The sequence below is a fragment of the Methylophilus sp. UBA6697 genome (genome assembly GCF_002454655.1).
Taxonomy (GTDB): domain Bacteria; phylum Pseudomonadota; class Gammaproteobacteria; order Burkholderiales; family Methylophilaceae; genus Methylophilus.
Genome location: NZ_DKJH01000007.1, coordinates 1 through 21,806, shown reverse-complemented (window position 1 = coordinate 21,806; position 21,806 = coordinate 1). Strand labels below are relative to the sequence as shown.

At 51.1% G+C, this 21,806-nt stretch carries 16 protein-coding genes, 1 tRNA gene and 1 pseudogene; 14 read left to right on the top strand and 4 right to left on the bottom strand.

Annotation, left to right across the window (positions count from 1 at the left end):
- Positions 1–58 precede the first annotated feature (58 nt).
- Entirely contained in the window at positions 59–1,717 is a 1,659-nt protein-coding gene (locus B3355_RS03600) for a potassium channel family protein (RefSeq protein ID WP_019915199.1), read from the top strand.
- A gap of 303 nt (positions 1,718–2,020) precedes the next feature.
- Here the strand turns inward: B3355_RS03600 and B3355_RS03595 are convergent, their stop codons facing one another.
- From B3355_RS03595 to argS, 3 genes and pseudogenes are all read right to left on the bottom strand, one after another.
- Positions 2,021–2,668 (bottom strand): thiol:disulfide interchange protein DsbA/DsbL, encoded by a 648-nt coding sequence (locus tag B3355_RS03595; RefSeq protein ID WP_292780219.1) that lies wholly within the window; start codon positions 2,666–2,668, stop codon positions 2,021–2,023.
- Between the two features lie 83 nt (positions 2,669–2,751).
- Positions 2,752–3,342 carry an SPOR domain-containing protein gene (locus B3355_RS03590; protein ID WP_024930182.1) on the bottom strand — a complete coding sequence of 197 codons (591 nt, stop codon included), beginning with the start codon at positions 3,340–3,342 and terminating at the stop codon, positions 2,752–2,754.
- Positions 3,343–3,384: 42 nt separating this feature from the next.
- Positions 3,385–5,068, bottom strand: a pseudogene (argS, locus tag B3355_RS03585) (arginine--tRNA ligase).
- 59 nt (positions 5,069–5,127) lie between these two features.
- On the opposite strand from argS, the gene B3355_RS03580 reads away from it, so the two are divergent.
- From B3355_RS03580 to B3355_RS03525, 12 genes are all read left to right on the top strand, one after another.
- Positions 5,128–7,401, top strand: coding sequence for a primosomal protein N' (locus tag B3355_RS03580; protein ID WP_292780216.1), 2,274 nt, complete (start codon positions 5,128–5,130; stop codon positions 7,399–7,401).
- Positions 7,402–7,539: 138 nt separating this feature from the next.
- Complete coding sequence (locus tag B3355_RS03575) at positions 7,540–9,249, top strand: ShlB/FhaC/HecB family hemolysin secretion/activation protein (RefSeq protein ID WP_292780214.1); 1,710 nt, start codon at positions 7,540–7,542, stop codon at positions 9,247–9,249.
- 245 nt (positions 9,250–9,494) lie between these two features.
- On the top strand, positions 9,495–12,851 hold the full coding sequence (locus B3355_RS03570; RefSeq protein WP_292780212.1) for a filamentous hemagglutinin N-terminal domain-containing protein: 3,357 nt from the start codon (positions 9,495–9,497) through the stop codon (positions 12,849–12,851).
- A gap of 105 nt (positions 12,852–12,956) precedes the next feature.
- Positions 12,957–13,030, top strand: a tRNA-Gly gene (locus tag B3355_RS03565).
- Between the two features lie 11 nt (positions 13,031–13,041).
- Complete coding sequence (gene thiD, locus B3355_RS03560; protein WP_024930177.1) at positions 13,042–13,899, top strand: bifunctional hydroxymethylpyrimidine kinase/phosphomethylpyrimidine kinase; 858 nt, start codon at positions 13,042–13,044, stop codon at positions 13,897–13,899.
- Positions 13,883–14,509 carry a thiamine phosphate synthase gene (thiE, locus tag B3355_RS03555; protein WP_292780210.1) on the top strand — a complete coding sequence of 209 codons (627 nt, stop codon included), beginning with the start codon at positions 13,883–13,885 and terminating at the stop codon, positions 14,507–14,509. Before thiD ends, thiE begins: the two co-directional genes overlap by 17 nt.
- A 70-nt stretch (positions 14,510–14,579) precedes the next feature.
- On the top strand, positions 14,580–15,950 hold the full coding sequence (mpl, locus tag B3355_RS03550; protein WP_292780208.1) for a UDP-N-acetylmuramate:L-alanyl-gamma-D-glutamyl-meso-diaminopimelate ligase: 1,371 nt from the start codon (positions 14,580–14,582) through the stop codon (positions 15,948–15,950).
- Positions 15,951–15,965: 15 nt separating this feature from the next.
- Complete coding sequence (locus tag B3355_RS03545; protein WP_292780206.1) at positions 15,966–16,922, top strand: energy transducer TonB; 957 nt, start codon at positions 15,966–15,968, stop codon at positions 16,920–16,922.
- On the top strand, positions 16,919–17,275 hold the full coding sequence (locus B3355_RS03540; protein ID WP_414683406.1) for a (2Fe-2S) ferredoxin domain-containing protein: 357 nt from the start codon (positions 16,919–16,921) through the stop codon (positions 17,273–17,275). Before B3355_RS03545 ends, B3355_RS03540 begins: the two co-directional genes overlap by 4 nt.
- A 12-nt stretch (positions 17,276–17,287) precedes the next feature.
- The gene (locus B3355_RS03535) at positions 17,288–18,541 is read left to right on the top strand and encodes a biosynthetic peptidoglycan transglycosylase (RefSeq protein ID WP_292780203.1); all 1,254 of its coding nucleotides are present in this window, start codon (positions 17,288–17,290) and stop codon (positions 18,539–18,541) included.
- A 45-nt stretch (positions 18,542–18,586) separates the two neighbouring features.
- A complete protein-coding gene (locus B3355_RS03530) occupies positions 18,587–19,687 on the top strand; it encodes a pseudouridine synthase (RefSeq protein ID WP_292780201.1) in 1,101 nt (366 codons plus the stop codon).
- Between the two features lie 149 nt (positions 19,688–19,836).
- Positions 19,837–20,226 (top strand): YidB family protein, encoded by a 390-nt coding sequence (locus B3355_RS03525; protein ID WP_292780199.1) that lies wholly within the window; start codon positions 19,837–19,839, stop codon positions 20,224–20,226.
- Between the two features lie 42 nt (positions 20,227–20,268).
- Here B3355_RS03525 and pyrE read toward each other — a convergent pair whose 3' ends face one another.
- A complete protein-coding gene (gene pyrE / locus B3355_RS03520) occupies positions 20,269–20,916 on the bottom strand; it encodes an orotate phosphoribosyltransferase (protein WP_292780197.1) in 648 nt (215 codons plus the stop codon).
- Between the two features lie 26 nt (positions 20,917–20,942).
- Here pyrE and B3355_RS03515 point away from each other — a divergent pair, with 26 nt between their 5' ends.
- A complete protein-coding gene (locus B3355_RS03515) occupies positions 20,943–21,716 on the top strand; it encodes an exodeoxyribonuclease III (RefSeq protein ID WP_292780195.1) in 774 nt (257 codons plus the stop codon).
- Positions 21,717–21,806 lie beyond the last annotated feature (90 nt).

Sequence of the window (21,806 nt, the reverse complement as noted above, 5' to 3'; positions counted from 1 at the left end):
TGCATTAACGGAGACAGCGGTGAGTCTCAATCAAATCATCTTCCTGATTTTGCGGCGCATGCGTGCGCCGCTGCTGATGGTTATCATTAGCTATGCCATCGCGCTGATTGGTTTCGTGCTGATCCCTGGCGTAGATGATCATGGTCAGCCTTATCGCTACGGTTTTTTTGATGCGTTTTATATTCTGAGCTATACCGCGACCACTATTGGTTTCGGTGAAATCCCCTACCCGTTCACCACACATCAGCGTTTGTGGATGACTTTCTCAATTTACCTGACGGTCATTTCCTGGTTCTATGCCATCGGCGCGATCATTGCGCTGTTTCAAGAATCCGCCTTAAAGCTGGCGTTTAAAAACGCCATGTTCCAACGTGATGTGAGAAACCTGATGGAACCGTTTTACCTGATCTGTGGCTATGGTGAAACAGGTGGTGAACTGGTGCGGGCGCTGGATAAAAATGAACTACGCGTTGTGGTGCTGGAGATTTCGCCGGAGCGTATCAATGAACTGGAAATGACCGATTACCAGTTCTATATCCCGCATTTGTGCGCAGACGCTAAATTGTCAGAAGTGTTGTTGTATGCTGGCATTAAAAACCCGATGTGCCGTGGTGTGGCCGCCCTGACCGATGATGATCATGCCAACCTGGCGATTTCGGTAGCCGTGAAACTGATCAAGCCGGATTTGCCGGTACTGGCGCGTGTGCAAAATGATGTGATTGCCGCCAATATGGCGTCATTTGGTACTGACCGCATTATTAACCCTTACAATATTTTTGGCGAACATCTGGCCATGCGCTTAAACGCGCTGGGCACCTATTTGTTGCACGAATGGCTGACCAGGGCGCCGGGAGATGCGATTGCTACGCCAGCACCCGTGCCGCAAGGGCATTGGATCGCCTGTGGCTTTGGGCGTTTTGGCAAATCGGTAGTCAGTAGTCTGCAAAATGGCGAAATGCATGTCACCGTGATTGAGGCTGATCCGCAGGGCACGCAATGTGAAGACTGTATTATTGGCAGCGGCGTTGAATCGCACATTCTGCAGCAGGCCGGGGTCGAGCATGCGGTGGGGATTGTTGCCGGAACCGACAATGATATTAATAATTTGTCGATTGTGATGACAGCACTTGAACTGAATCCAAAGCTGTTCGTCATCATCCGCAAAAACAAACGGCATAATGATCCGCTGTTCCAGCACTTTAATGCCGATATTACCATGCAGCCCAGCGATGTGATTGCTCACACCTGTTTGTCTTATATGGTGTCACCGATGCTGGCGGAGTTTCTGGTGACTGCGCGGCATCAGGGCAACGCCTGGGCCAATGCCGTGATTGCGCAACTGGTTTCAAAATTAGGCGAGCAAGTGCCTGATACCTGGGATATCACCATTACAGGTGACATGGCTGTGGCTGTATGCGCCTTGATGGAGCAAGGCATACACCCTGCGCTCAAGCACTTGATGATGCGCCCGGCCGGACAGCAGCGACATGAGATGCCGGTGGTGCCATTGATGCTGGTGCGTGGCGAGCAAAAAATGTTATTGCCGGAGTTGTCCACACCGTTGCAAATTGGCGACACGATTTTATGTTGTGGCCTGGATCAGGCCAAATCGATACAGCGTTTTGTGATGCATGATATTAAGACCTTGCATTATCTGGTGACGGGGACGGAAATGCCGGAAACCTGGATTGGGCGTTGGTTGAAGGCGGGTCGTTAAGGTATTGATTTTGAAGGATTGATAAGGTGATTGTTAGATTTCCTTTCTTTTCCGACGTAACAGTATTTCGTGAGCATTTGTTGCGCCTTGTTGGCGAGTGACTTTTCTTTACTTGCCCAAAGCGAAGACTATTCTATGATCGATCTATTTCGCCTTTCCGGCGACCGTTCTTTCTTATGCTTGTCCATAAGAAAGAAGGCAAAGAACAAGACNNTGACTCGCCGAGAGGCGAAAGAAAAAGCTAGCATTCAATAAAAAACGCCTGATGTGGGGCATCAGGCGTTTTTTAATTCAAGCGGAGATTTATTTTTTACCTGCAGCTCTGTCTTTGCGCACGTTCTGAATAATAAAGTCAGCGGTTTGTAGGGCTGCTTCATTGCCACCGGCCATGGAGCTACCGGTGATGAATTTACCGTCGATAATCAGGGCAGGAACCCCAGTTGCGCCTGAAGCGCGGAAAGTTTGCATGGCTTTATTCATTTGCATGTTAATCGCGAATGACTTGAATGCCTTTTCAACTTTGATTTTATCGAGACCACCTTGCTTGGTAACCCAATCGATCAAAGACGCTTCGTCAGCCTGTGGACTCAGGGCTTTGCTTTTGTGGATGGCATCAAATAACTGGCTATGCAGTTTTTCAAGTACGCCGAGTTCTTGCATGGCAAAGTAAGTTTTAGCCAATGGTGCCCAGTTGGCATTGGGCAGCGCTGGTATGCGTTTGAAGTAAACATCGGCTGGCAGTTTTTTCACCCAGGCTTGCAGTGGCTGTTCCATGTGGTAACAGTGCGGGCAGCCGTACCAGAACAATTCTATGACTTCGATTTTGGCCGGTTGGTCGGTCGTGATTTGCTGCGCAACCTGATCAAACTGTTCACCCATCTGCGGGTCTGCCAGTGCTGAGGTCGCGGTAAAGCCAGCCCAAAGCATCAAACTCAACAACATATTTTTCATAAAGTCAGTTTCCTAAAGTTTTGTGGAACATCATGCAATAACGTGGCAGCTGTGCGTACGATGACAACGCGATGACAGCGGCATTAATGGGTTGAAGATTCGATATTGACCTTGATCAGATTGGCCTGGAAGCCATTGGTTTCCAGATCGTGGCTAATTTTGTTGATTTTGGCCAAGTCATTGAGCGGGCCAATACGCACGCGGTGCATGGTGCCTTTGTTGGGGATTTCTGCCGTTTGCACAAATGCTTCAAACCCGACCAGTGCCAGGCGGGTTTTGAGGTTGTTGGCATCATCCTCTTTGGCAAAGGCGCCGACTTGCACAAAATAGCTTTCTTGCTTGATGGTCGGGTTCTTTTTCACCTGCTGTTCACTGATCTTGCTCTCGGTGTCGGGCAAAATGGTGTAGAAATCAAACTTGTTGGGGTCCTCAATTGAGGCGCTACCAGGTTTGACTTCTTCTTCGGTGACGGTGCTCTTGATTGGGATTTCTTGCTGGCCCTCGTCTTTTTTGAACGCGCTGGAAAATGGGCTGTGATCACCTTTGATGTAGATAATCAGTGCCACGGTCAGCGCGACCCCTAAAAACAGGCCAACCAGCAGGCCGTTAAAGAAAGTGCTGCCGCTGCTTTTGCTTTTTGCTTTGGCTTGTGAGGGTTTGTAGTCGCGACTCATTGTAAGATTAACCAATCAATTCAGCAGTCATTAAAGGGATGCTTACATTTTTTCCGGCGCGCCAACGCCCAATAATGCCAAGCCATTACGCAACACCGTGCGGGTGGCGGTGATCAGCGCCAAACGTGCCAGTTTGACTTGTTCGTCATCCACCAAAAATTTGGTGTCATTGTAATAACTATGCAAGGCACTGGCTAGCTCCTTGAGGTAGTTAGCCACCATATGCGGTGCCAATGCCTGGCAGGCACTGCTGACGACTTCTGGATATTGGCCCAACGCTTGCATCAGCGCTGTCTCTGTGGCGCTTTGTAGCGGTGACAGTTCAGCCGCTGTTAAATTGGCCACATCGCCGTTCCATTGGTTGAGTACGCTGCAGATGCGGGCATGTGCATACTGAATGTAATAGACTGGGTTGTCGTTGGTTTGCGCGCGCGCCAGGTCGATATCGAATACCAGTTGCGAGTCCGGGCTACGGGCTGCCAGGAAATAACGCGTGGCGTCGCAGCCGACTTCTTCAATCAGGTCACGCAAGGTGACGTAGCTACCGGCGCGCTTGGACAATTTGACCTCTTCGCCACCGCGCATGACGGTGACCATCTGGTGCAGTACGTATTCCGGCCAGCCTTGCGGGATGCCGACATCCAGGGCCTGCAAGCCTGCGCGCACACGGGTGATGGTGCTGTGATGGTCTGCGCCCTGCTCGTTGATCACGCGTTTGAAGCCGCGGTTCCATTTTTCGCGGTGATAAGCGACATCCGGCACAAAATAAGTAAAACCACCTTCTTTTTTGCGCATGACGCGGTCTTTATCGTCGCCAAATTCGGTGGTGCGCAGCCACAAGGCGTCATCCAGCTCGTAGGTGTGGCCGCTGGCAATCAGTGATTGCACGGTGTTTTCTACTTTGCCTTCGCTGTATAAGGCGCTTTCGAGTGAAAACACATCAAACTTGATCTGGAAGGCTTGCAAGTCCAAATCTTGCTCATGACGCAAATAAGCCACGGCAAACTTGCGGATGGATTCGGTATCTGCCACATCGCCGCTGGCGGTTACTTGCATATCGTCAGCGGTAATGGTGGCTTTGGCCAGGTAGGCTTGCGCAATATCGACGATGTAGTCGCCGCGGTAGCCGTCTTCCGGGAAGCCGGCATCGTCAGGGTTGATGCCTTGCACACGTGCCAAGACTGACTTGGTCAGGTTGTCGATCTGGGCACCGGCATCGTTATAGTAGAACTCACGGGTCACTTCCCAGCCATTGGCATCCAGCAGGCGGCACAAACAGTCGCCCACCGCTGCACCACGGCCATGGCCGACGTGCAAAGGTCCGGTCGGGTTGGCCGAGACAAATTCCACTTGCACTTTTGCCGCCTGGCCAGCCTGGTTGCGACCAAACGCAGCACCTGCTTGCAGAACNNAACGCAGCGCCTGCTTGCAGCACTTCGTGCACAATTGCCTGTTTGCTGTCAGCCGATACAAAGAAGTTAATAAAGCCTGCACCGGCGATATCGACTTTGCTAATGACATTGTTGGCGGGCAAGGCATCAATAATCTGCTGTGCAATCGCACGCGGATTTTGCTTTAAAGGCTTGGCCAGTTGCATGGCGATATTAGTCGCAAAATCACCGTGGTCGGCAGACTTTGGCCGCTCAAGAATGATAGTGAGGCTGGAGGTATCTTCTACCAGTGGTTTCACTGCTTGCAGAATGAGTGCTGTGATCGTTTGTTTCAAGGTTAAAATGGTGCTGAATAATCAAACCGCCATTTTAACCTAATTAAGCATTTTCACCCATGTGTTCAACTGTCACCGACCTTCAGGCCGCAACCCCTGCCAGTATTGTGCGCGTGGTGCTGGACGTGCCACTGGATCGCCAGTTTGATTATTTAAACCCCGGCTTGCCGATCTGTGTAGGCAATCGTGTCGTGGTGCCTTTTGCCGGGCGGCAATTGGTGGGCATTGTCATGGCGCTGCTGAGCGAAACTGATGTGCCGCCGCACAAACTCAAAACCGTGCTGCAAGTGTTTGATGACGTGCCATTTGACGCCGCGACCTTGAAGTTGCTGCGGTTCTGCGCTGACTATTATCATTATCCTTTTGGGCAGACGGTGCTGGCCAGCTTACCACTGCGTTTGCGTCAGATTAAGCCGGCAGTGACGCGGAAAATGTGGCTGTACCAGTTGGCGAAAACCATTCCGGAAGACTTTATTGGTAAACGGCAACAAGTGCTGGCCAGACTGGTGGCGTCCCTGCGCCAGCATGGTGAATGCAGTGAAGCGATGTTGAGTGAGGTGTCTGCCACCTGGCGTAAAGCCATACAGCCATTGCTGGATGATGGCTATGTCTCCAGGCGTGAAGTGATTGCCACGCGCCCTTCCCTGCCTGCATCGGATCTGGAACCGACACTGAATGATGAGCAGGCCCAGGCAGTCAAGGCGATTTTGGGCGATGTAGATCGTTTTCAACCCTGGTTGTTATTCGGAGTCACCGGCTCGGGTAAAACCGAGGTCTATATCCGTTTGCTGCAAACCGTGCTCGCGGAGCCACAGGCGCAAGCACTGATCATGGTGCCTGAAATTAACCTCACGCCACAACTGGAGAGCCGTTTTCGTAGTCGCTTAAGTCAATTCTCACTGGTGACTCTACATAGCCATTTGAGCGAGAGTGAGCGCTTGCAAAACTGGCAGGCAGCGCAGTCTGGCGCAGCCCGCATTGTTATCGGCACGCGTTTGAGTGTCTTCACACCCATGCCGCATCTGAAATTGATGATTCTGGATGAAGAGCACGATACCTCTTACAAGCAGCAGGATGGCATGCGTTACCATGCGCGGGATGTCGCACTGGTGCGTGCCAAGCAATGCCGGATCCCGGTGGTATTAGGTAGCGCGACACCTTCGCTGGAAAGCTGGTACAACGCTATGGGTGACCAGGGGCAAGGGGTAGCGAATGCCAGAAAAGCCAGCTATCGCTTGCTGACGATGACCAAGCGGGCGGCGGCCCAGGCAAAATTGCCACGTATTTTTTGTATTGATACCACGCACAGTCCACCGGAAGCCGGGCTGACGCCGCAATTAAAGCAGGCCATTGAGCTGCGATTGCAGCGCGGTGAGCAAAGCCTGCTGTTTATTAATCGCCGCGGTTATGCACCGGTATTGCATTGTTCCGCCTGCCAATGGCTGGCGGATTGCCGTCGCTGCTCTGCCAAGGCGGTATTGCATTTGCGCCAGCGCGTCTTGCGCTGCCATCACTGTGGTGATGAGCAGCCGATTCCGGTGCAATGCCCAAGTTGCGGTAATCCTGATTTGCGCCCGGTTGGCCAGGCCACGCAGCGGGTTGAAGAAAGCATGCAACAGTTGTTTCCGCAGGCGCGTGTTGCCCGCGTGGACCGCGACACCATACAGGCCAAGGATGCTTTAACTGAGCTGTTGTCCGCGGTACATGCGGGTCAAGTTGATATTTTAATCGGGACGCAAATGCTGGCCAAAGGCCATGATTTTGCCAATTTGACGCTGGTGGGTGTGCTGGATATAGACAGTGCGTTATATAGCCCGGATTATCGTGCTAGCGAGCGCCTGTTTGCCCAGCTCATGCAGGTGGCGGGCCGGGCTGGGCGTGGTGACAAGCCGGGTGAGGTGCTGATACAAACTGCTTTTCCGCAGCATGCCTTGTTTGCTGCGTTGCGCGAGCAGAATTATGCTGCTTTTGCTGACGATTTATTGCAGGAGCGCATGGCCATGCAGTTTCCGCCTGCGACCTATATCGCGGTGATGAAGGCAGAAGCGGCCGATTACAGTCTGGTCAATCAGTTTTTGACTGACTTTAGCCAGGCGGCCAGGGACTATGTCACTGAGCAAGCGGCAACCCTGCCTGACCAGCCTTTGGTCTATGACCCGGTGCGTCCCGGCATTGCCAGACTTAACCGCATGGAGCGCGGGTATGTGATGTTGCAGTCTGCACATCGCGGCGCCTTGCAGCAGCTATTGCAAGTGGCGGTGGACTGGGTCAGAACACATCCGCTGCAAGCCAAAATCCGCTGGGTGCTGGATGTGGATGCTTTGGAGTATTAGCAAAAGTTACAAATATGCTACTAAATAGACTTTTATTTGTAAAAGAACGTTAGCATTTGACTGTTTTTTAAAGTAAATTTTGGTGTTGTTATACTATTGAAAAGATTATAGATTTTATAAAGCTTGTGGGGAGTCATCTTGAAAAAACAATTAAAGCGTATAGGCCTGTTGCAGTTACTGGCATTGGGTTATACATCGCAAGTACTGGCTGGGGGCGTATCTTTGCCGGACATTCAGCAAAACTTACCTAGACCGGCATTGCCCGACCCAAGACCGATTCTGCAGGTACCTGCAGAAACACCGGCACCAGAAAAAAAACAAAAAAAATCCAGCCTCAAGATTGTTGTAAAAGAGTTTAAATTTTCCGGTAACAAACAGTTTTCAGATGAGGTGCTGGCGGCGCAACTTGCGCACCTGACCGGCCATGAAATTGGCATGCGTGAACTGAATGAAGCGGTGGGTACAGTTCGTAACTACTACCGCCAGCGCGGCTACATGCTGACGCAGGTCTATTTACCGACACAGGATTTGCAGAAAACCACAGAAGCTGAAGCCGTGGTAGAGCTTTCAATCCTGGAAGGGACCCTGGGCGAAGTGAAAGCAGAAGCTGGGCAAGGCCTGGACCAAGATTACTTCCAGTCGCTATCAGAATACGGCCTGAATAAGGGTGATGTGCTCAATGAGCGCAACCTTGTGCGTAACATTATGGTAATGAACGGTTTGCCGGGCATTCAGGTGACTTCACAGTTAAACCCTGGCGAGGCTGTAGGTAGTTCGGATGTGGCCGTGGCGGTGGAACCACGCACTCCCCGTGTCACTGGTTTTGTCAGTGCGAATACCTATGGCAACCGCTACACAAACCATGAAACCTTAGGCTTTGGTGTTGCCGTCAATAACCTCCGTGGCCGTGGTGACCAACTGGCTGTGGTGGGTAAAACTTCCAGAGATGAAGGACAGCGTTCTATCAGCGGTTTGTACTTCACACCGGTAGGCAGCGCGGGCACGATTATGAATCTGGCCTACAGCTATGTAGATTACAAACTTGGCGGTGACTTTAAACAGTTTGATGCGTCTGGTGATGCCCATTATTTTTACGGCTCGCTTGAGCATCCATTGCTGCGTGAAACCAAAAAAGGGGTTGCATTCAAGGTCGGCGGCAACTACAAAATTTTAGATGATGATGTCGACGCATTTTCGATTAACAACCGTCGCGATATCAGCAGCCTGGAATTAGGCCTGGTTGGTGACTGGATTAATGATATCGGCAGCGTGGCCTATCAATGGAGCTTTGTGGTCACAGGCGGTAACGTTTCATACAAAGACGGTGCGGCAAAAGCCAATGACAAAAACCAGCTGGATACGCAAGGTAGCTTTATCAAATGGAACTGGACCTCTAGTCGCACGCAGGTGTTTGAGAATGGTGTGAACTGGATCGTGCGTGCTGATTATCAGGGCGCCGGTAATAATCTGGATATCGCGGAACGATTCGGCATTGGTGCCATTAACCGCTGGCGTCAATTCTCTGAAATCCCAAGCCAGGCGGATCAAGGCTGGATGGTTGGTACGGATGTACGTAGAACCTTTGTATCTAGCGCTGCTGATGTCACACCTTATATTCAGTCTGTGACGCCATTTGCATTCTATGATGCAGGTCGCGGCAAGCTCAACCATGACCCGATTGGAAGCAGTAATTACGTTAGATCGAATATGGTGGGTATCGGTACTGACATTCAGTTTCCGGGACAATGGATCTTAACGACTACCTATACCCAGCAAAAACGTGACCTCGACGGTGCGGCCAGCAATACAGAGTATCAACTCTGGGGTCAGTTAAGAAAAAATTTCTAGTTTTAAATCTGTAGTAAACAATGACCCGGGCAAAAAGCCTGGGCATAAAAAATAAGTAGCCTGCGTGAGTGCGGACTCATCCAATTGGAGTTGGATGAGTCCTAGCTCGCATTAGTCATAGTGGGCTACATACAAAAATAATTTCCTGAACCAAAATTACACCCATATCAGGAAAAGAGAGAAGTGATAGTAACCCGCTGGCCCTTATCAGGATCAGTGGCGTTTCTTACTAAAGGAGAAGTGTCATGAAAGCAGCATCCTTAAACCATGTTTATCGTCTGGTCTGGAGCAAACTCCAGCAAGCTTGGGTCGCAGTGGCCGAAACAGCACGTGCACATGGTAAATCCAGCGTGAGCGGCCAAACAGGAACTGCGCCTGCGGCAAATGCTGCACTAAACGTTTTATTCACCCAGTCTGGAAAATGGCGTTATGTGGTTGCAAGCGCTTTTGCGGCCATGGTCATGCCACTCTCTTCTTATGCCGCCGATACCAATGTGATCGCTGGCGTGCCTGTAGGGGATTTAACCGTAAAAGAGGTGACTCCAACTCAAACGCAGTATATCCATACTGCGAATGTCAACATTGTAGACTTCTACAAATTTGGCGTGATGAAGGGGCATCAGCTGGATGTGATTATGCCGGATGCTGGCCGTGCGCTGTATCGTGTGATTGGTAATAGCCGTTCTGAAATCATGGGTACGTTGAACTCCAACGGCAGCCTGTTCCTGATTAACCAGAATGGTGTTTTATTTGGCCATGGCTCAGAAGTGAACGTCGGTAATATCGTGGCTTCGACCTTGAATATTTCCAATGATGACTTCCTAAAAGGTAATTACAATTTTACGGTTGGTAGCATCAGGGGTGATATCGAAAACCATGGTGTGATTAAAGCAAAAAATGAAGGCTACATTGTCCTGCTTGGCAAAACGGTTGATAACAGCGGTACATTAGTCGCCAGCAACGGCAGCGTCGTGCTTGGTTCTGCACAAGCCGCGACATTGGACTTTTTCGGTAATGGCCTGGTAAAAGTCAAATTGTCAGGTGACGCCTTGGAAGCCACTATTAAAAATAGCGGTAACATTTATGCTGATGGTGGCTTTGTACAAATGGCGACCAATGCGCGTTCTGCCGCGATCAATATTTCCGGCATTGTGGAAGCCAACCAGTTGGTTGAGCGTGAAGGTGTGATCCGTCTTGAAGGTGGTGATAACGCCAAAGTCGAGGTGTCCGGTCAATTGCTCGCTAAAGGTCAAGGTACGACAGGCGGCACGATTGAGGTGACCGGCGAACAAGTGGCACTGATGAATGGTGCTTTGCTAGATGCCTCTGGTGATACAGGTGGCGGCACGGTGTTGGTTGGTGGTGATTATCAAGGTAAAAACGACGCCGTTTATAACTCAAGAACCACTTATGTGGCCAGTGGCGCAACGATCAAGGCTGACGCACTGCAACAAGGTAACGGCGGTAAAGTGGTGGTTTGGGCCAATGATTTAACCCGTTATTACGGCAGCATTTCCGCGCAAGGCGGTGCAGCCAGCGGTAACGGTGGTTTTGTAGAAGTGTCAGGCAAGCAGAACCTGGCCTTTCTTGGTACGGTAAATGTCGCTGCGGCTAATGGCATCGGCGGTACAGTCTTGCTGGATCCTGAAACAATCAATTTGATCAGTGGCGGCTCTACCCCAGCAGATAATGCGTCAGGCACACCAGACGTGGCATTTGCCGATAATGCCGGCGGCACAACTAACGTTAATGTCGCAGGTATCACAGGCTTTAACGAGTTGTTCCTGCAAGCAACCAAAGACATTAACGTAAATGCAGCCGTCACAATGACAAACTTGGCTGGCAATATTCGGTTGGAAGCTGGTAATGACATCAATGTAAATGCCGCATTGACTACGACAGGTACTGGCAGCATTAATCTGAAAGCAGATGCTGATACCGATGGTGTTGGTAATCTGGCGATTGGTGCCAATATTACTGGCCGAGGCGGCGTAATTCTGTCTGCGGCTACTTTAACTCACACAGCAGGTAACATTAGCGCCAGTGGTAATATCACCGGTTTTGGTCATGCGGGTAGTGTAAGCATTACTGTGGCAGGCCTGGCAGATTTAGGTTCTGCCAACATTACTGCGAACGGACGTTCTGCTTCAAGCGCCAACAATGGATTTAATGGTGGTAGCGTGGTGATTAAGGCCGGTAGCCTGAATATGACAGGTAATATTGATACCAGAGGCTCTGCTTCCGGCACACCAGGAACCGGGACATCCACACCACCTTTGGGTACAGGCGGCACAGGTGGTAAGGTCGACATTACAACTACCGGTGATGCAAAAGTTGGCAATATTACAACTGGTGCGGGTAACGCAGGTCGCAATTCAATCGTTTCTACTACTTCTGGTGAAGTGAGTGTTAAGAGCACTTCTGGCAATGTGACCGTAGGCGATGTGACGACCAAGGGTGGCTTTAACTCAATTGGTAATAAAGTGACGCTTTCAGCGGCTAACGGTAGCGTGACTGCTGGCAGTATTGATACCAGCGCTGGCATAGGCCGTAATAATACAGATGGTAAGAGTGCAGGTGCGGTGAATATTACCGCTGGTACAGGCATCACGACCCAATCTATCGTCGCGTCTGGTGCTGATGGCAATGGTACAAACAAATCTGGCGGTGCAGCGGGTGCTGTGACATTAAAAACGACGACAGGTGACGTCAACTTTGGCGCGATCACTGTGCTGCCGGGTGCTAAGACTGGTACCGGTATTGCTGGTAATGGCGCTAAGGTTCTTGTGCAAGCTGGCCAAGATGTAAACATGAATGGCAATATTTTGAGCGGTAGCAATGCCACTGATGCTGTACAACTGGTTGCAGGCCGTAACTTCAAGAATAACACCAATTCAAGTATCACCACTGGGGCAACTGGACGCTGGACTATTTACAGCAATGACCCAACCGGTGACGTAAAAGGTAGCAACTTGCTGGCGACTTATGACTACAAACAATACGGCACGGCATTTGGTGGCGCATTGTTAGGGACTGGTAACGGTTTTGTACATCAAGTGACACCAACAGTGACCGCGACCTTGTCCGGGACATCCACTAAAGTCTTTGATGGCACGAATACCGTGACTGATCTGAGTGGGTTGAATCTGACGACTGGCGGCGTGCTGGATAATGATGTTGTGACCTTCTCACCAGCAGCGTTAACAAGCGCATCGTTCGATACCGCAGCGGTTGGTGCAGGTAAGGCCATTACGACCGGTGCGACGACGATTACCAGTGCGGTGACCAATGAGGGTAAAATTATTTACAATGGCTATACCACGGTAAGTAATAACTCTACTGCGACGGGCAGCATTACAGCTGTACCAGTCACACCAGTCGCTGCGTTTGCATCACCGCGTGATGATGCCGGTTTGGGTGGCTTGATTCCAAACAACCCGATATTGAATACGATGTTCATCGTTTCTCTGAACCCTGCTGCTGGTGATGAGGAAGATCTGGATGCGGTCGCTTGCCCAACCAATGAGGATAGCCTGGGTAGTACGCCTATCCTGAGTTCTGGCGTGAAATTGCCAGATGGTGTGAACTCAAATTGTATTTAATCACATGCGTTTAACAAAAGCCGGACAACTGTCCGGCTTTTGTTTTTGTGCTGAATAATGTTTTGTATTCGACGATACACCAAGTAAAATAGCGGTCATTCGTTCGCGGCTGTAGTTCAATGGTAGAACGCCAGCTTCCCAAGCTTGATACGCGGGTTCGATTCCCGTCAGCCGCTCCAAAGGAATTTTCATGGCCAATACTCCACCCACCGTTTTAACATTTGCAGCGACCGATCCGAGCAGTGGTGCCGGTGTGCAAGCGGATATCATGGCACTGGCCAGTATTGGCTGTTACCCGCTGTCTGTGATTACCGGTGTGACGGTGCAGGATACCGTAGGTGTGGAAAGTGTGATGCCGCTCGATGCCGATTGGATTAATGACCAGGCACGTGCGATTCTGGAAGATGTCTCTGTGAGCGCCTTTAAATTAGGCTTGTTAGGCAGCGTTGAAAACGTGGCGGTGATTGCAGAAATCGTCGCTGATTATCCGGATGTACCGCTAATCATCGATCCCATCCTCGCTTCAGGCCGTGGGGACGAGCTTTCCAATGAAGAAATGCAGGCAGCCATGTGCGAATTACTTTTCCCGCAGGCAACACTGATTACCCCTAATAGCCTGGAAGCGCGTCGCCTGGCTTATTATGACGAGAGTGACGAAGTTAAACACAGCTCGCTCGAAGAGTGTGCATTGCGCTTGTTGGGCATGGGCAGCGAGTATGTGATGATCACTGGCACGCATGAGCGCTCTAATGATGTGGTCAACAGCTTGTATGGCGTGCAAAATGAGATACCCGGGCTGATTAAAGATTATCACTGGGAACGTTTGCCGGGCAGTTATCACGGCTCAGGGTGTACACTGACCAGCGCAATTACTGCTTGTCTGGCGCACGGATTGACTATGGAAGAAGCTGTGCATGAAGCGCAGGAATTTACCTGGCAAACGCTGCGCCATGCTTTCCGTCCTGGGATGGGGCAATTTATCCCTGACCGCTTCTTCTGGGCGCGCGAGTCTGATGTGCAGGAAAAAGCGAGTGAACTTCAGCATTAGCGGTTTATATCTGGTCACACCGGATTGTGATGACACCGCCTTGCTGTGCGAGCAGGTCTCACAGGCGTTACAAGGTGGGGTTTCACTGGTGCAATACCGCCATAAAACAGCCAGCGATGCCTTGCGTTTAGAGCAAGCGACAGCCTTGCTGGCGATTTGCCGCCAGGCGCATATTCCTTTACTGATTAATGACCACGTCACACTGGCTGCCGAACTTGAGGCCGATGGCGTGCATGTCGGCCAGCATGATAGTGCGATTGCTGCCGCACGTGCGGTGCTGGGACCACAGAAAATCATTGGTGCTTCCTGCTATAACCGCTTTGAGTTGGCCGAACAGGCGCAGGCAGCGGGGGCTGATTATGTGGCATTCGGGGCCTGTTACCCCTCTTCTACCAAGCCCAATGCACCGCGGGCAAGCGCTGCCTTGTTCACACAAGCCAAGCAGTTATTGGCAGTGCCGGTCGTTGGTATCGGTGGCATTACGCTGGATAACGCTCGCCCATTAGTTGAAGCAGGTGCCGATGCATTGGCGGTGATTACCGATATTTTCCAGGCTGCAGATATCGCTGCACGCTGCCGCCAGTATCTGCCACTATTTGCCAAAAATTGAGCGGTAATCGCTACCGCTTTACCAGACGTTGTTTGGTAAAATGCATGCATTCATTGTTTTGGTAACGTCTATGCACATTCACATCCTTGGTATTTGTGGCACTTTTATGGGTGGCATCGCCGTGCTGGCCAAAGCGGCCGGACACCGTGTCACCGGGTGTGATGCCAATGTTTATCCCCCCATGAGCACGCAACTCGAAGCGCAAGGCATCGAGCTGATTGAGGGCTTTGACCCTGCACAAACCAGCCTGAATCCCGATATCTATGTGATTGGTAACGTGGTGACCCGCGGCAATCCGCTGATGGAGGAAATCCTCAATCAAGGCTTACCTTATATTTCTGGCCCGCAATGGCTGGCCGAGAATGTGTTGCAAGGTAAATGGGTGCTGGCCGTCGCTGGTACGCATGGCAAGACCACTACTTCTTCTATGCTGGCCTGGGTGCTGGAGTATGCAGGACTGGCGCCTGGTTTCCTGATTGGTGGTGTGCCAGAGAACTTTGGAGTGTCTGCCCGTTTGCCACAAACCCCCAGGCAAGATCCTAATTCCGTTTCACCGTTTTTTGTTATTGAGGCCGATGAATACGATACGGCTTTCTTCGACAAGCGTTCCAAGTTCGTGCATTACCGCCCGCGCACGGCGGTGTTGAATAACCTTGAGTTTGATCACGCCGATATTTTTGAAGACCTGCCCGCGATTGAAAAACAGTTTCACCATCTGGTGCGTACTGTGCCGCAACAAGGCTTGGTGGTTGCCAACCAGCAGGAAAGCCTGGATCGCGTGATTGCGCGTGGTTGCTGGAGCGGGCTGGAGCGTATAGACAGTGCCAGTGGCTGGCAGGTACAAAATGTCGATGCACAAGGCCGGTTTGATGTGTATTTTAACGGTGAGCGCCAGGGCAATGTGAGCTGGGAGTTGCTCGGTGAGCATAATCGTAATAATGCACTGGCCGTGATTGCCGCTGCTCGTCATGTTGGCGTTGCACCATGTATCGCGATTGAAGCGCTGGGTGAGTTCAAAAATGTGAAACGCCGCATGGAGGTCAAAGGCGTGGCTAATGGCGTGACGGTTTATGACGATTTTGCCCATCACCCGACGGCAATTGCCACCACGGTGGCTGGTTTGCGTGCCAAAGTGGGTAAAGCCCGTATTTTGGCCGTGTTGGAGCCACGTTCCAACACTATGAAACTGGGGGTGATGAAAGATGCCTTGCCCGGTAGCCTGCGTGATGCCGATGCCGTGTTCTGCTATGCCAATAACCTGGGTTGGGATGCGGCGGCGGCTTTAGCGCCCATCCAGCATAAAGCGCAAACCTATGATGATCTGGGTCAGTTGGTGGCTGCGGTGGCCGCCGCAGCGCAAGCAGGGGATCAGGTACTGGTGATGAGTAATGGCGGTTTTGGTGGCGTACACCAAAAATTGTTGCAGGCCTTGCAGGGATAGTTGGGCAGACGCCGCATGGGCTTACCAGAGAGTTTCCGCAAACGCTCACCGCTGGTGTGGGCGTTGTGGTTTTCGCTACTGGCACATGCAGTGGTGCTAACACTGCATTTCCAGCCGGAACTCAAGGCTTTTAAAGACCAGATTCCTTCATTGGAAGTGATGCTGGTTAACAGCAAAACCAAAAGTGCACCCGAGAAGGCAGATGCGCTGGCGCAAGCCAATCTTGATCGCGGCGGCAATACCGATGAAAAGCGGCAGATGAAGAGTGCCTTGCCCAGCGTGCAACAAATGCAGGCTTCTATGCCACATGCCGCACAGGCCACGCTACCGTCGGCAACAACTGCGAGCAGCCCGCATGAAGCTGAACTGGTGCGTGAAAAGCAGCGTGTGGCGCAATTAGAGCAAGAGGCGCAAGCCCTGCTCACACAGTTAAAAGCCAGCCAGGCCGTGACCAGCCTGCAAACACCGCCGTTGTCGCAGCCACATGCGGCTGTCAGGCAGCAGCCACCTTCGCAACATGTGCCGGTGCAAGCGCAGCCGCAAACGGCAGCCATGCAAGAGATGGCCAAGCTCGAGGCGCTGATTGCCAAGCAGCAAGAAGAATACGAAACGCGGCCCAAGCGCCAGTTTGTTGGCGCGCGCACGCGTGCATATCGTTTTGCCAATTATGTAGAGCAATGGCGGCAACAAATCGAGCGCGTGGGTAACCTGAATTATCCGCAAACGGCCAGAATCCAAAAGCTCTACGGTAAATTACAAATGACCGTTTCCATCAAAGCCGATGGTAGTATAGAAAGTATTCGTATCCACCAGAGCTCCGGGCACCGGTTATTGGATGAATCTGCGCGCCGCATTGTCCAGCTGGCAGCGCCCTTTCCGGTCTTTCCGGAAGATATTCGCCAAGATACCGATGTACTGAGCATTACGCGTACCTGGACCTTTACCAGAGATGACCAACTCTCCACCGAATAAGCGTTTCATTCGGTGCGAGGTTTTACAAGGCAATCGTTATGACCGCAAGCCACTTTCAATATCACGTATTTTTTTGTCTTAACCAGCGCGAAAACGGCGAAGACTGCTGCATGAACAGAGGCGCCGAGGCTGCGTTTGACTATATGAAAAAGCAAGTCAAACAACAAGGCCTGGCGGGTGCAGGCAAAGTCCGTATCAATCGTGCCGGTTGCCTGGACCGTTGTGCCGAGGGGCCGGTCATGGTGATTTACCCGGACGCGGTGTGGTACACCTTTGTCGATGAAAGCGACATTGACGACATTATTGAGAGCCATCTGCAGCAGGGCAAGGTGGTGGAGCGTTTGCTGGTTTAAGGTGACGCCATCATGCTGAAAAAATGGTGCCTACGCCTCATTATTAGCCTGTTGATTGCCTGCTTGCTGGCCATCCTCGGCGTGGCGGCCTGGGTTTGGCAACCCTATGACAAAACGGCCTGGCGGGTAAAGTTGCCAATAGGTAGTGGCATACAAGTGCGCGTACTGCCCATGCTGATGCTGGCGACTTCTCCAGCCGGGCGCTGGCTGCTGGATAAAAAAGGCTTCAGCCTGCATCATGGCGATGTCCGGCTGTATGATGCTGATGGTTTGCGTGTGCATTGCCAGCACTGTTGGCTGGAAGCTAAATCCGTCAGTGATAAACCATTGATGCTGGACTCTGTGGCGTTGTGGTTAAAGCTCGATGGACAGCAATTAAATGGTTATTTATTAGTAGACGCGGCCAAACAGCCATTCAAAATTGATTTTGAAGGCAAGGCTACCATGCGCTCATTAAAGCTGAACTGGACCCTGCCAGCCACGCCTCTGGCCAGTTTGCTCAGTCCTTTGCGCGATCATTCAGAGGCTATTTCGCAAGCCACGGTATCCGGTTCTCTTTCGGCCACTGGCATTTTGCGCTGGCCCCGCCAAAGCTGGAGTGTGCAACCGCAGTTGGCGCAGTTACACGTGAGCGGGCTGGACTTAAGTAAGGTCACCTCTTCGTCTGTGCAATATGATTGCCCGCTGCTGGATGAGCAAAAGCACCCGGAAAAAGTACATTGGCTCAACTACGACAAAATGGGCCGCTGGTTACCGATGGCAACCATTATTGCCGAAGATGCCGAGTTTAGGCACCATCCTGGCTATGCGCTCACACAAATGCAGCAACTGCTGGGCAAGGAAAGCACTGACAAGGCGGTGGGTGGCAGCACCATTACCCAGCAAGTCGTGAAGTATATGTTCACCAATGGCGAACGCACCTGGAAGCGCAAAATAGAAGAGTTGCTTTATGCGGTGCAACTGGAAAACACGCTGGATAAAACAAACATTCTTAACTTGTATCTGAATACGGTCGATTGGGGTCCCAGTTTATGTGGCGCACATGCCGCGGCAAATTATTACTTTGGCCTCTCCCCTGCGCAGATGAGTCCGATACAAGCCGCCTGGCTAGCGGGAATCATCAAAAATCCGCATCGTGCCTGGAAGCAGCAGTTTATGGCAAAAAAACCGGAGTTGGCGCGGGCCGAAAGCATTTTACGTTATATGCCAGAGAGTGCGCGTAAGCAGCCGGGTAGCCTGAATTTTCGTGCGTCAGCAGCCAAATAAATTACAATAGCAACTTATTCATCTTTCATTAGTGAGAAGACTGTTTTGTCTACGCTCAAACTCAATAAATCCCCCGCCACCGCAGATCAAAAACGCCAGAAACCGGTCAGACAATTGTCACCGGAGCTGCGTGATCGTACTAAACCACCTGCCAAAAAAGAGGTGTATGCCGAGGTGCAACAAGATGCTGGCTCAAAAGAGCAGGCACCGCGCAAAGACAAAGTATTTAAAGATAAAGATCAGCGTAAACCTGCTGGCAAACCAGCCTATGCAGGCGGTGGACGCCAGCCGGCAGCCAGAGCTGGTGCAGGCCGCAGCGAGAAGCCACGTGATAAAGATCGCCCATATGTTGCGAAAACAGGGGATAGACCAACCGCCCGCAGAGCGACGCCAACGCCAACGGTAGCAGATGCTGACTTGCAACCGCGCTTGTCCAAAGTGATGGCAGACCGTGGCCTGTGCTCGCGCCGTGAAGCCGATGACTGGATTGCCAACGGCTGGGTCAAGGTTGATGGTGAAATCATTGAAACCTTAGGTACGCGGATTGCGCCGGATGCCGAGATCGTGATTAGTGCCTATGCCAAAGAGCATCAGGCCGAAACGGTGACCATTTTGCTACACAAACCTGTTGGTTACGTCAGCGGGCAAGCCGAGGATGGTTATGAACCTGCGGTTGTGCTGTTTAATCCGGACAATCAATGGTCAGAAGATAGCAGTGGCATCGACTTCAAGCGCGGGCATTTGCGTGGTCTGGCCCCGGCAGGTAGATTGGATATCGACTCCACCGGCTTGCTGGTACTTACCCAGGATGGCCGCGTTGCACGCAAGCTGATTGGCGATGACTCCAATGTAGAAAAAGAATATCTGGTGCGGGTAGAAGGCCAGCTGAGCAATAATGGCCTGGCGTTATTAAATCACGGTCTCAGTCTGGATGGTGTTCAGCTAAGGCCCGCTAAAGTTTCTTGGCAAAATGAGGACCAACTGCGCTTTGTGTTGCGTGAAGGCCGTAAGCGGCAGATTCGTCGCATGTGTGAGCTGGTGGGTTTGCATGTGGTCGGTTTGAAACGCATTCGAATTGGCAGCATTAATTTGGGTAAGTTACCGCCGGGGCAATGGCGATATCTGGCAGCGCACGAACGGTTCTAATACTGACCACATTGCACTAGAGCAAGCAATAGTGCCTAAGTACACTACCTTTGGTTTACAATTGACAATAAATGTTAGCATTCCTGTTTCTACCATCTAGGCGAAACAGGCTTTTTATTGATCAACCGCATATTTAGAAGGAAGAAAAAATGGGATTATTCGATAGCGTTGCTGGCGCCATGATGAACAAAGTCATGGGTGATAAAGGTCCATTGGCAAAACTGGCCATGGAGTTGTTTCAGCAATACGGTGGTTTACCTGGCATTTTGCAAGCACTGAAAAATGGTGGTTTGACCGAACAGGTAGATTCCTGGGTGAGTACCGGCGCTAACCTGAATGTCAATGCGCAGCAAATTGGTGCGGCCTTAGGCGGTTCGGTGCTTGCCGGAATTGCCGGTAAATTGAATATGAGTACGGATGACCTGACGGGTAAAATTGCCGAGCATTTGCCGGATGTTGTGAACCAATTGACCCCGAATGGCGCGGTGGAAAATAACCCGGCGCTTATCATGTCCCGCTTAATGGGCATGTTGAAATAAATAAAGCGAGCATTTGCTCGCTTTATTTATTGGAATTTTTCCTTATCGAACGCAATACTGTGTGCGATAAGCCTCAATGGCCGGGAAATACTGCGCCAGCTTCTCATTGCCTTGCAAATACGCAAACAGGTCAGCCAGTCTGGCAATGCTGACCACAGGCATCTGGTTGGTTTGCTCCACTTCTTGCACGGCTGATAACTCACCCAAACCTTTTTCCTGACGGTCCAGTGCAATGCTCACGGCGCAAGGTGTGGCACCCGCATTGCGAATCAGCTCGACGGATTCGCGGATAGACGTCCCGGCAGAAATCACATCATCAATAATCAGCACGCGGCCTTTTAATGCGGCGCCTACCAGCGTGCCGCCCTCGCCATGGTCTTTGGCTTCTTTGCGGTTATAAGCGTAAGGGTAATTTTTGCCCATGCGCGCAAAAGCAATGCTGATGGCCGTGACCAGTGGAATCCCCTTATAAGCCGGGCCAAACAGCATGTCGAATTGCAAACCAGACTGTAGAATACTGTTGGCGTAGAATTCACCCAGTTTGAGCATGCTTTCGCCATCATCAAACAGGCCAGCGTTAAAAAAATAGGGGCTTAAGCGCCCCGCTTTGGTTTTAAATTCGCCAAAGCGCAACACCTGTTTCTGGATGGAAAAAGCAATAAAATCGGCACTTAATGTGTTTGTAGTCATTTTTAAAAGCAGAAAGTATTTAGACAATGCGTATTATAACCTTGAACCTCAATGGCATACGGTCAGCCTGTAACAAAGGCTTTTTGCCTTGGCTGGCAAATAGTGGCGGCGATATTGTCTGTTTGCAGGAGCTGAAAGCGCAGGCAGGTGATATGCAGCCTGAAATGCTGCAACCACCCGGCTATCATGGCTATTTTCACTATGCCGAGAAAAAAGGCTATAGCGGCGTAGGCATCTACAGTAAACAGCCTGCGGATAAAGTCATCATTGGTTTGGGTCATGCGCACATTGATGCTGAAGGTCGTTACCTGGAATGCCAATATGGCAATTTGAGTGTGGTGTCTTTATACCTGCCGAGTGGCTCCAGTGGCGAAGAACGCCAGCAATTTAAATTTCAGGTCATGGATGTATTCTTACCGCACCTTGAGCAGTTGGTCGCCTCTGGTCGCGACGTGGTGATTTGCGGTGACTGGAACATCGCGCATCAGGAAATCGACCTCAAGAACTTTAAAGGTAACCGTAAAAATTCAGGCTTTTTGCCAGAAGAGCGCGCCTGGATGACTGATGTGCTGGGGCGTGTGGGTTGGGTGGATACCTATCGCGGTCTATATCCTGATACCACGGATGAATGCTATACCTGGTGGAGTAATCGCGGGCAGGCGTATGCCAAGAACGTCGGCTGGCGTATTGATTACCAACTGGCAACCCCGGCGTTGGGGGCAAAGGTTGTGGCGGCCAGTGTGTATAAGGCGGAACGATTTAGTGATCATGCGCCGTTGACTGTGGATTATGCGGATTGATTAAAAAAGGTCATTCTTTGCTGGGCCAATGTTAATTTATGAACTAACTATTTCGCCCTTTCGGCGACCGTTCTTTCTTATGCTTGTCCA

Bases quoted from the DNA above. Each gene is read 5' to 3' on its own strand.
- B3355_RS03545 (WP_292780206.1), top strand. From the start codon at position 15,966: ATGGGCTTACCAGAGAGTTTCCGCAAACGCTCACCGCTGGTGTGGGCG.
- B3355_RS03535 (WP_292780203.1), top strand. From the start codon at position 17,288: ATGCTGAAAAAATGGTGCCTACGCCTCATTATTAGCCTGTTGATTGCC.
- B3355_RS03600 (WP_019915199.1), top strand. From the start codon at position 59: ATGCGTGCGCCGCTGCTGATGGTTATCATTAGCTATGCCATCGCGCTG.
- B3355_RS03590 (WP_024930182.1), bottom strand. From the start codon at position 3,342: ATGAGTCGCGACTACAAACCCTCACAAGCCAAAGCAAAAAGCAAAAGC.
- B3355_RS03570 (WP_292780212.1), top strand. From the start codon at position 9,495: ATGAAAGCAGCATCCTTAAACCATGTTTATCGTCTGGTCTGGAGCAAA.
- B3355_RS03525 (WP_292780199.1), top strand. From the start codon at position 19,837: ATGGGATTATTCGATAGCGTTGCTGGCGCCATGATGAACAAAGTCATG.
- B3355_RS03515 (WP_292780195.1), top strand. From the start codon at position 20,943: ATGCGTATTATAACCTTGAACCTCAATGGCATACGGTCAGCCTGTAAC.
- mpl (WP_292780208.1), top strand. From the start codon at position 14,580: ATGCACATTCACATCCTTGGTATTTGTGGCACTTTTATGGGTGGCATC.
- pyrE (WP_292780197.1), bottom strand. From the start codon at position 20,916: ATGACTACAAACACATTAAGTGCCGATTTTATTGCTTTTTCCATCCAG.
- B3355_RS03580 (WP_292780216.1), top strand. From the start codon at position 5,128: ATGTGTTCAACTGTCACCGACCTTCAGGCCGCAACCCCTGCCAGTATT.
- thiD (WP_024930177.1), top strand. From the start codon at position 13,042: ATGGCCAATACTCCACCCACCGTTTTAACATTTGCAGCGACCGATCCG.
- B3355_RS03595 (WP_292780219.1), bottom strand. From the start codon at position 2,668: ATGAAAAATATGTTGTTGAGTTTGATGCTTTGGGCTGGCTTTACCGCG.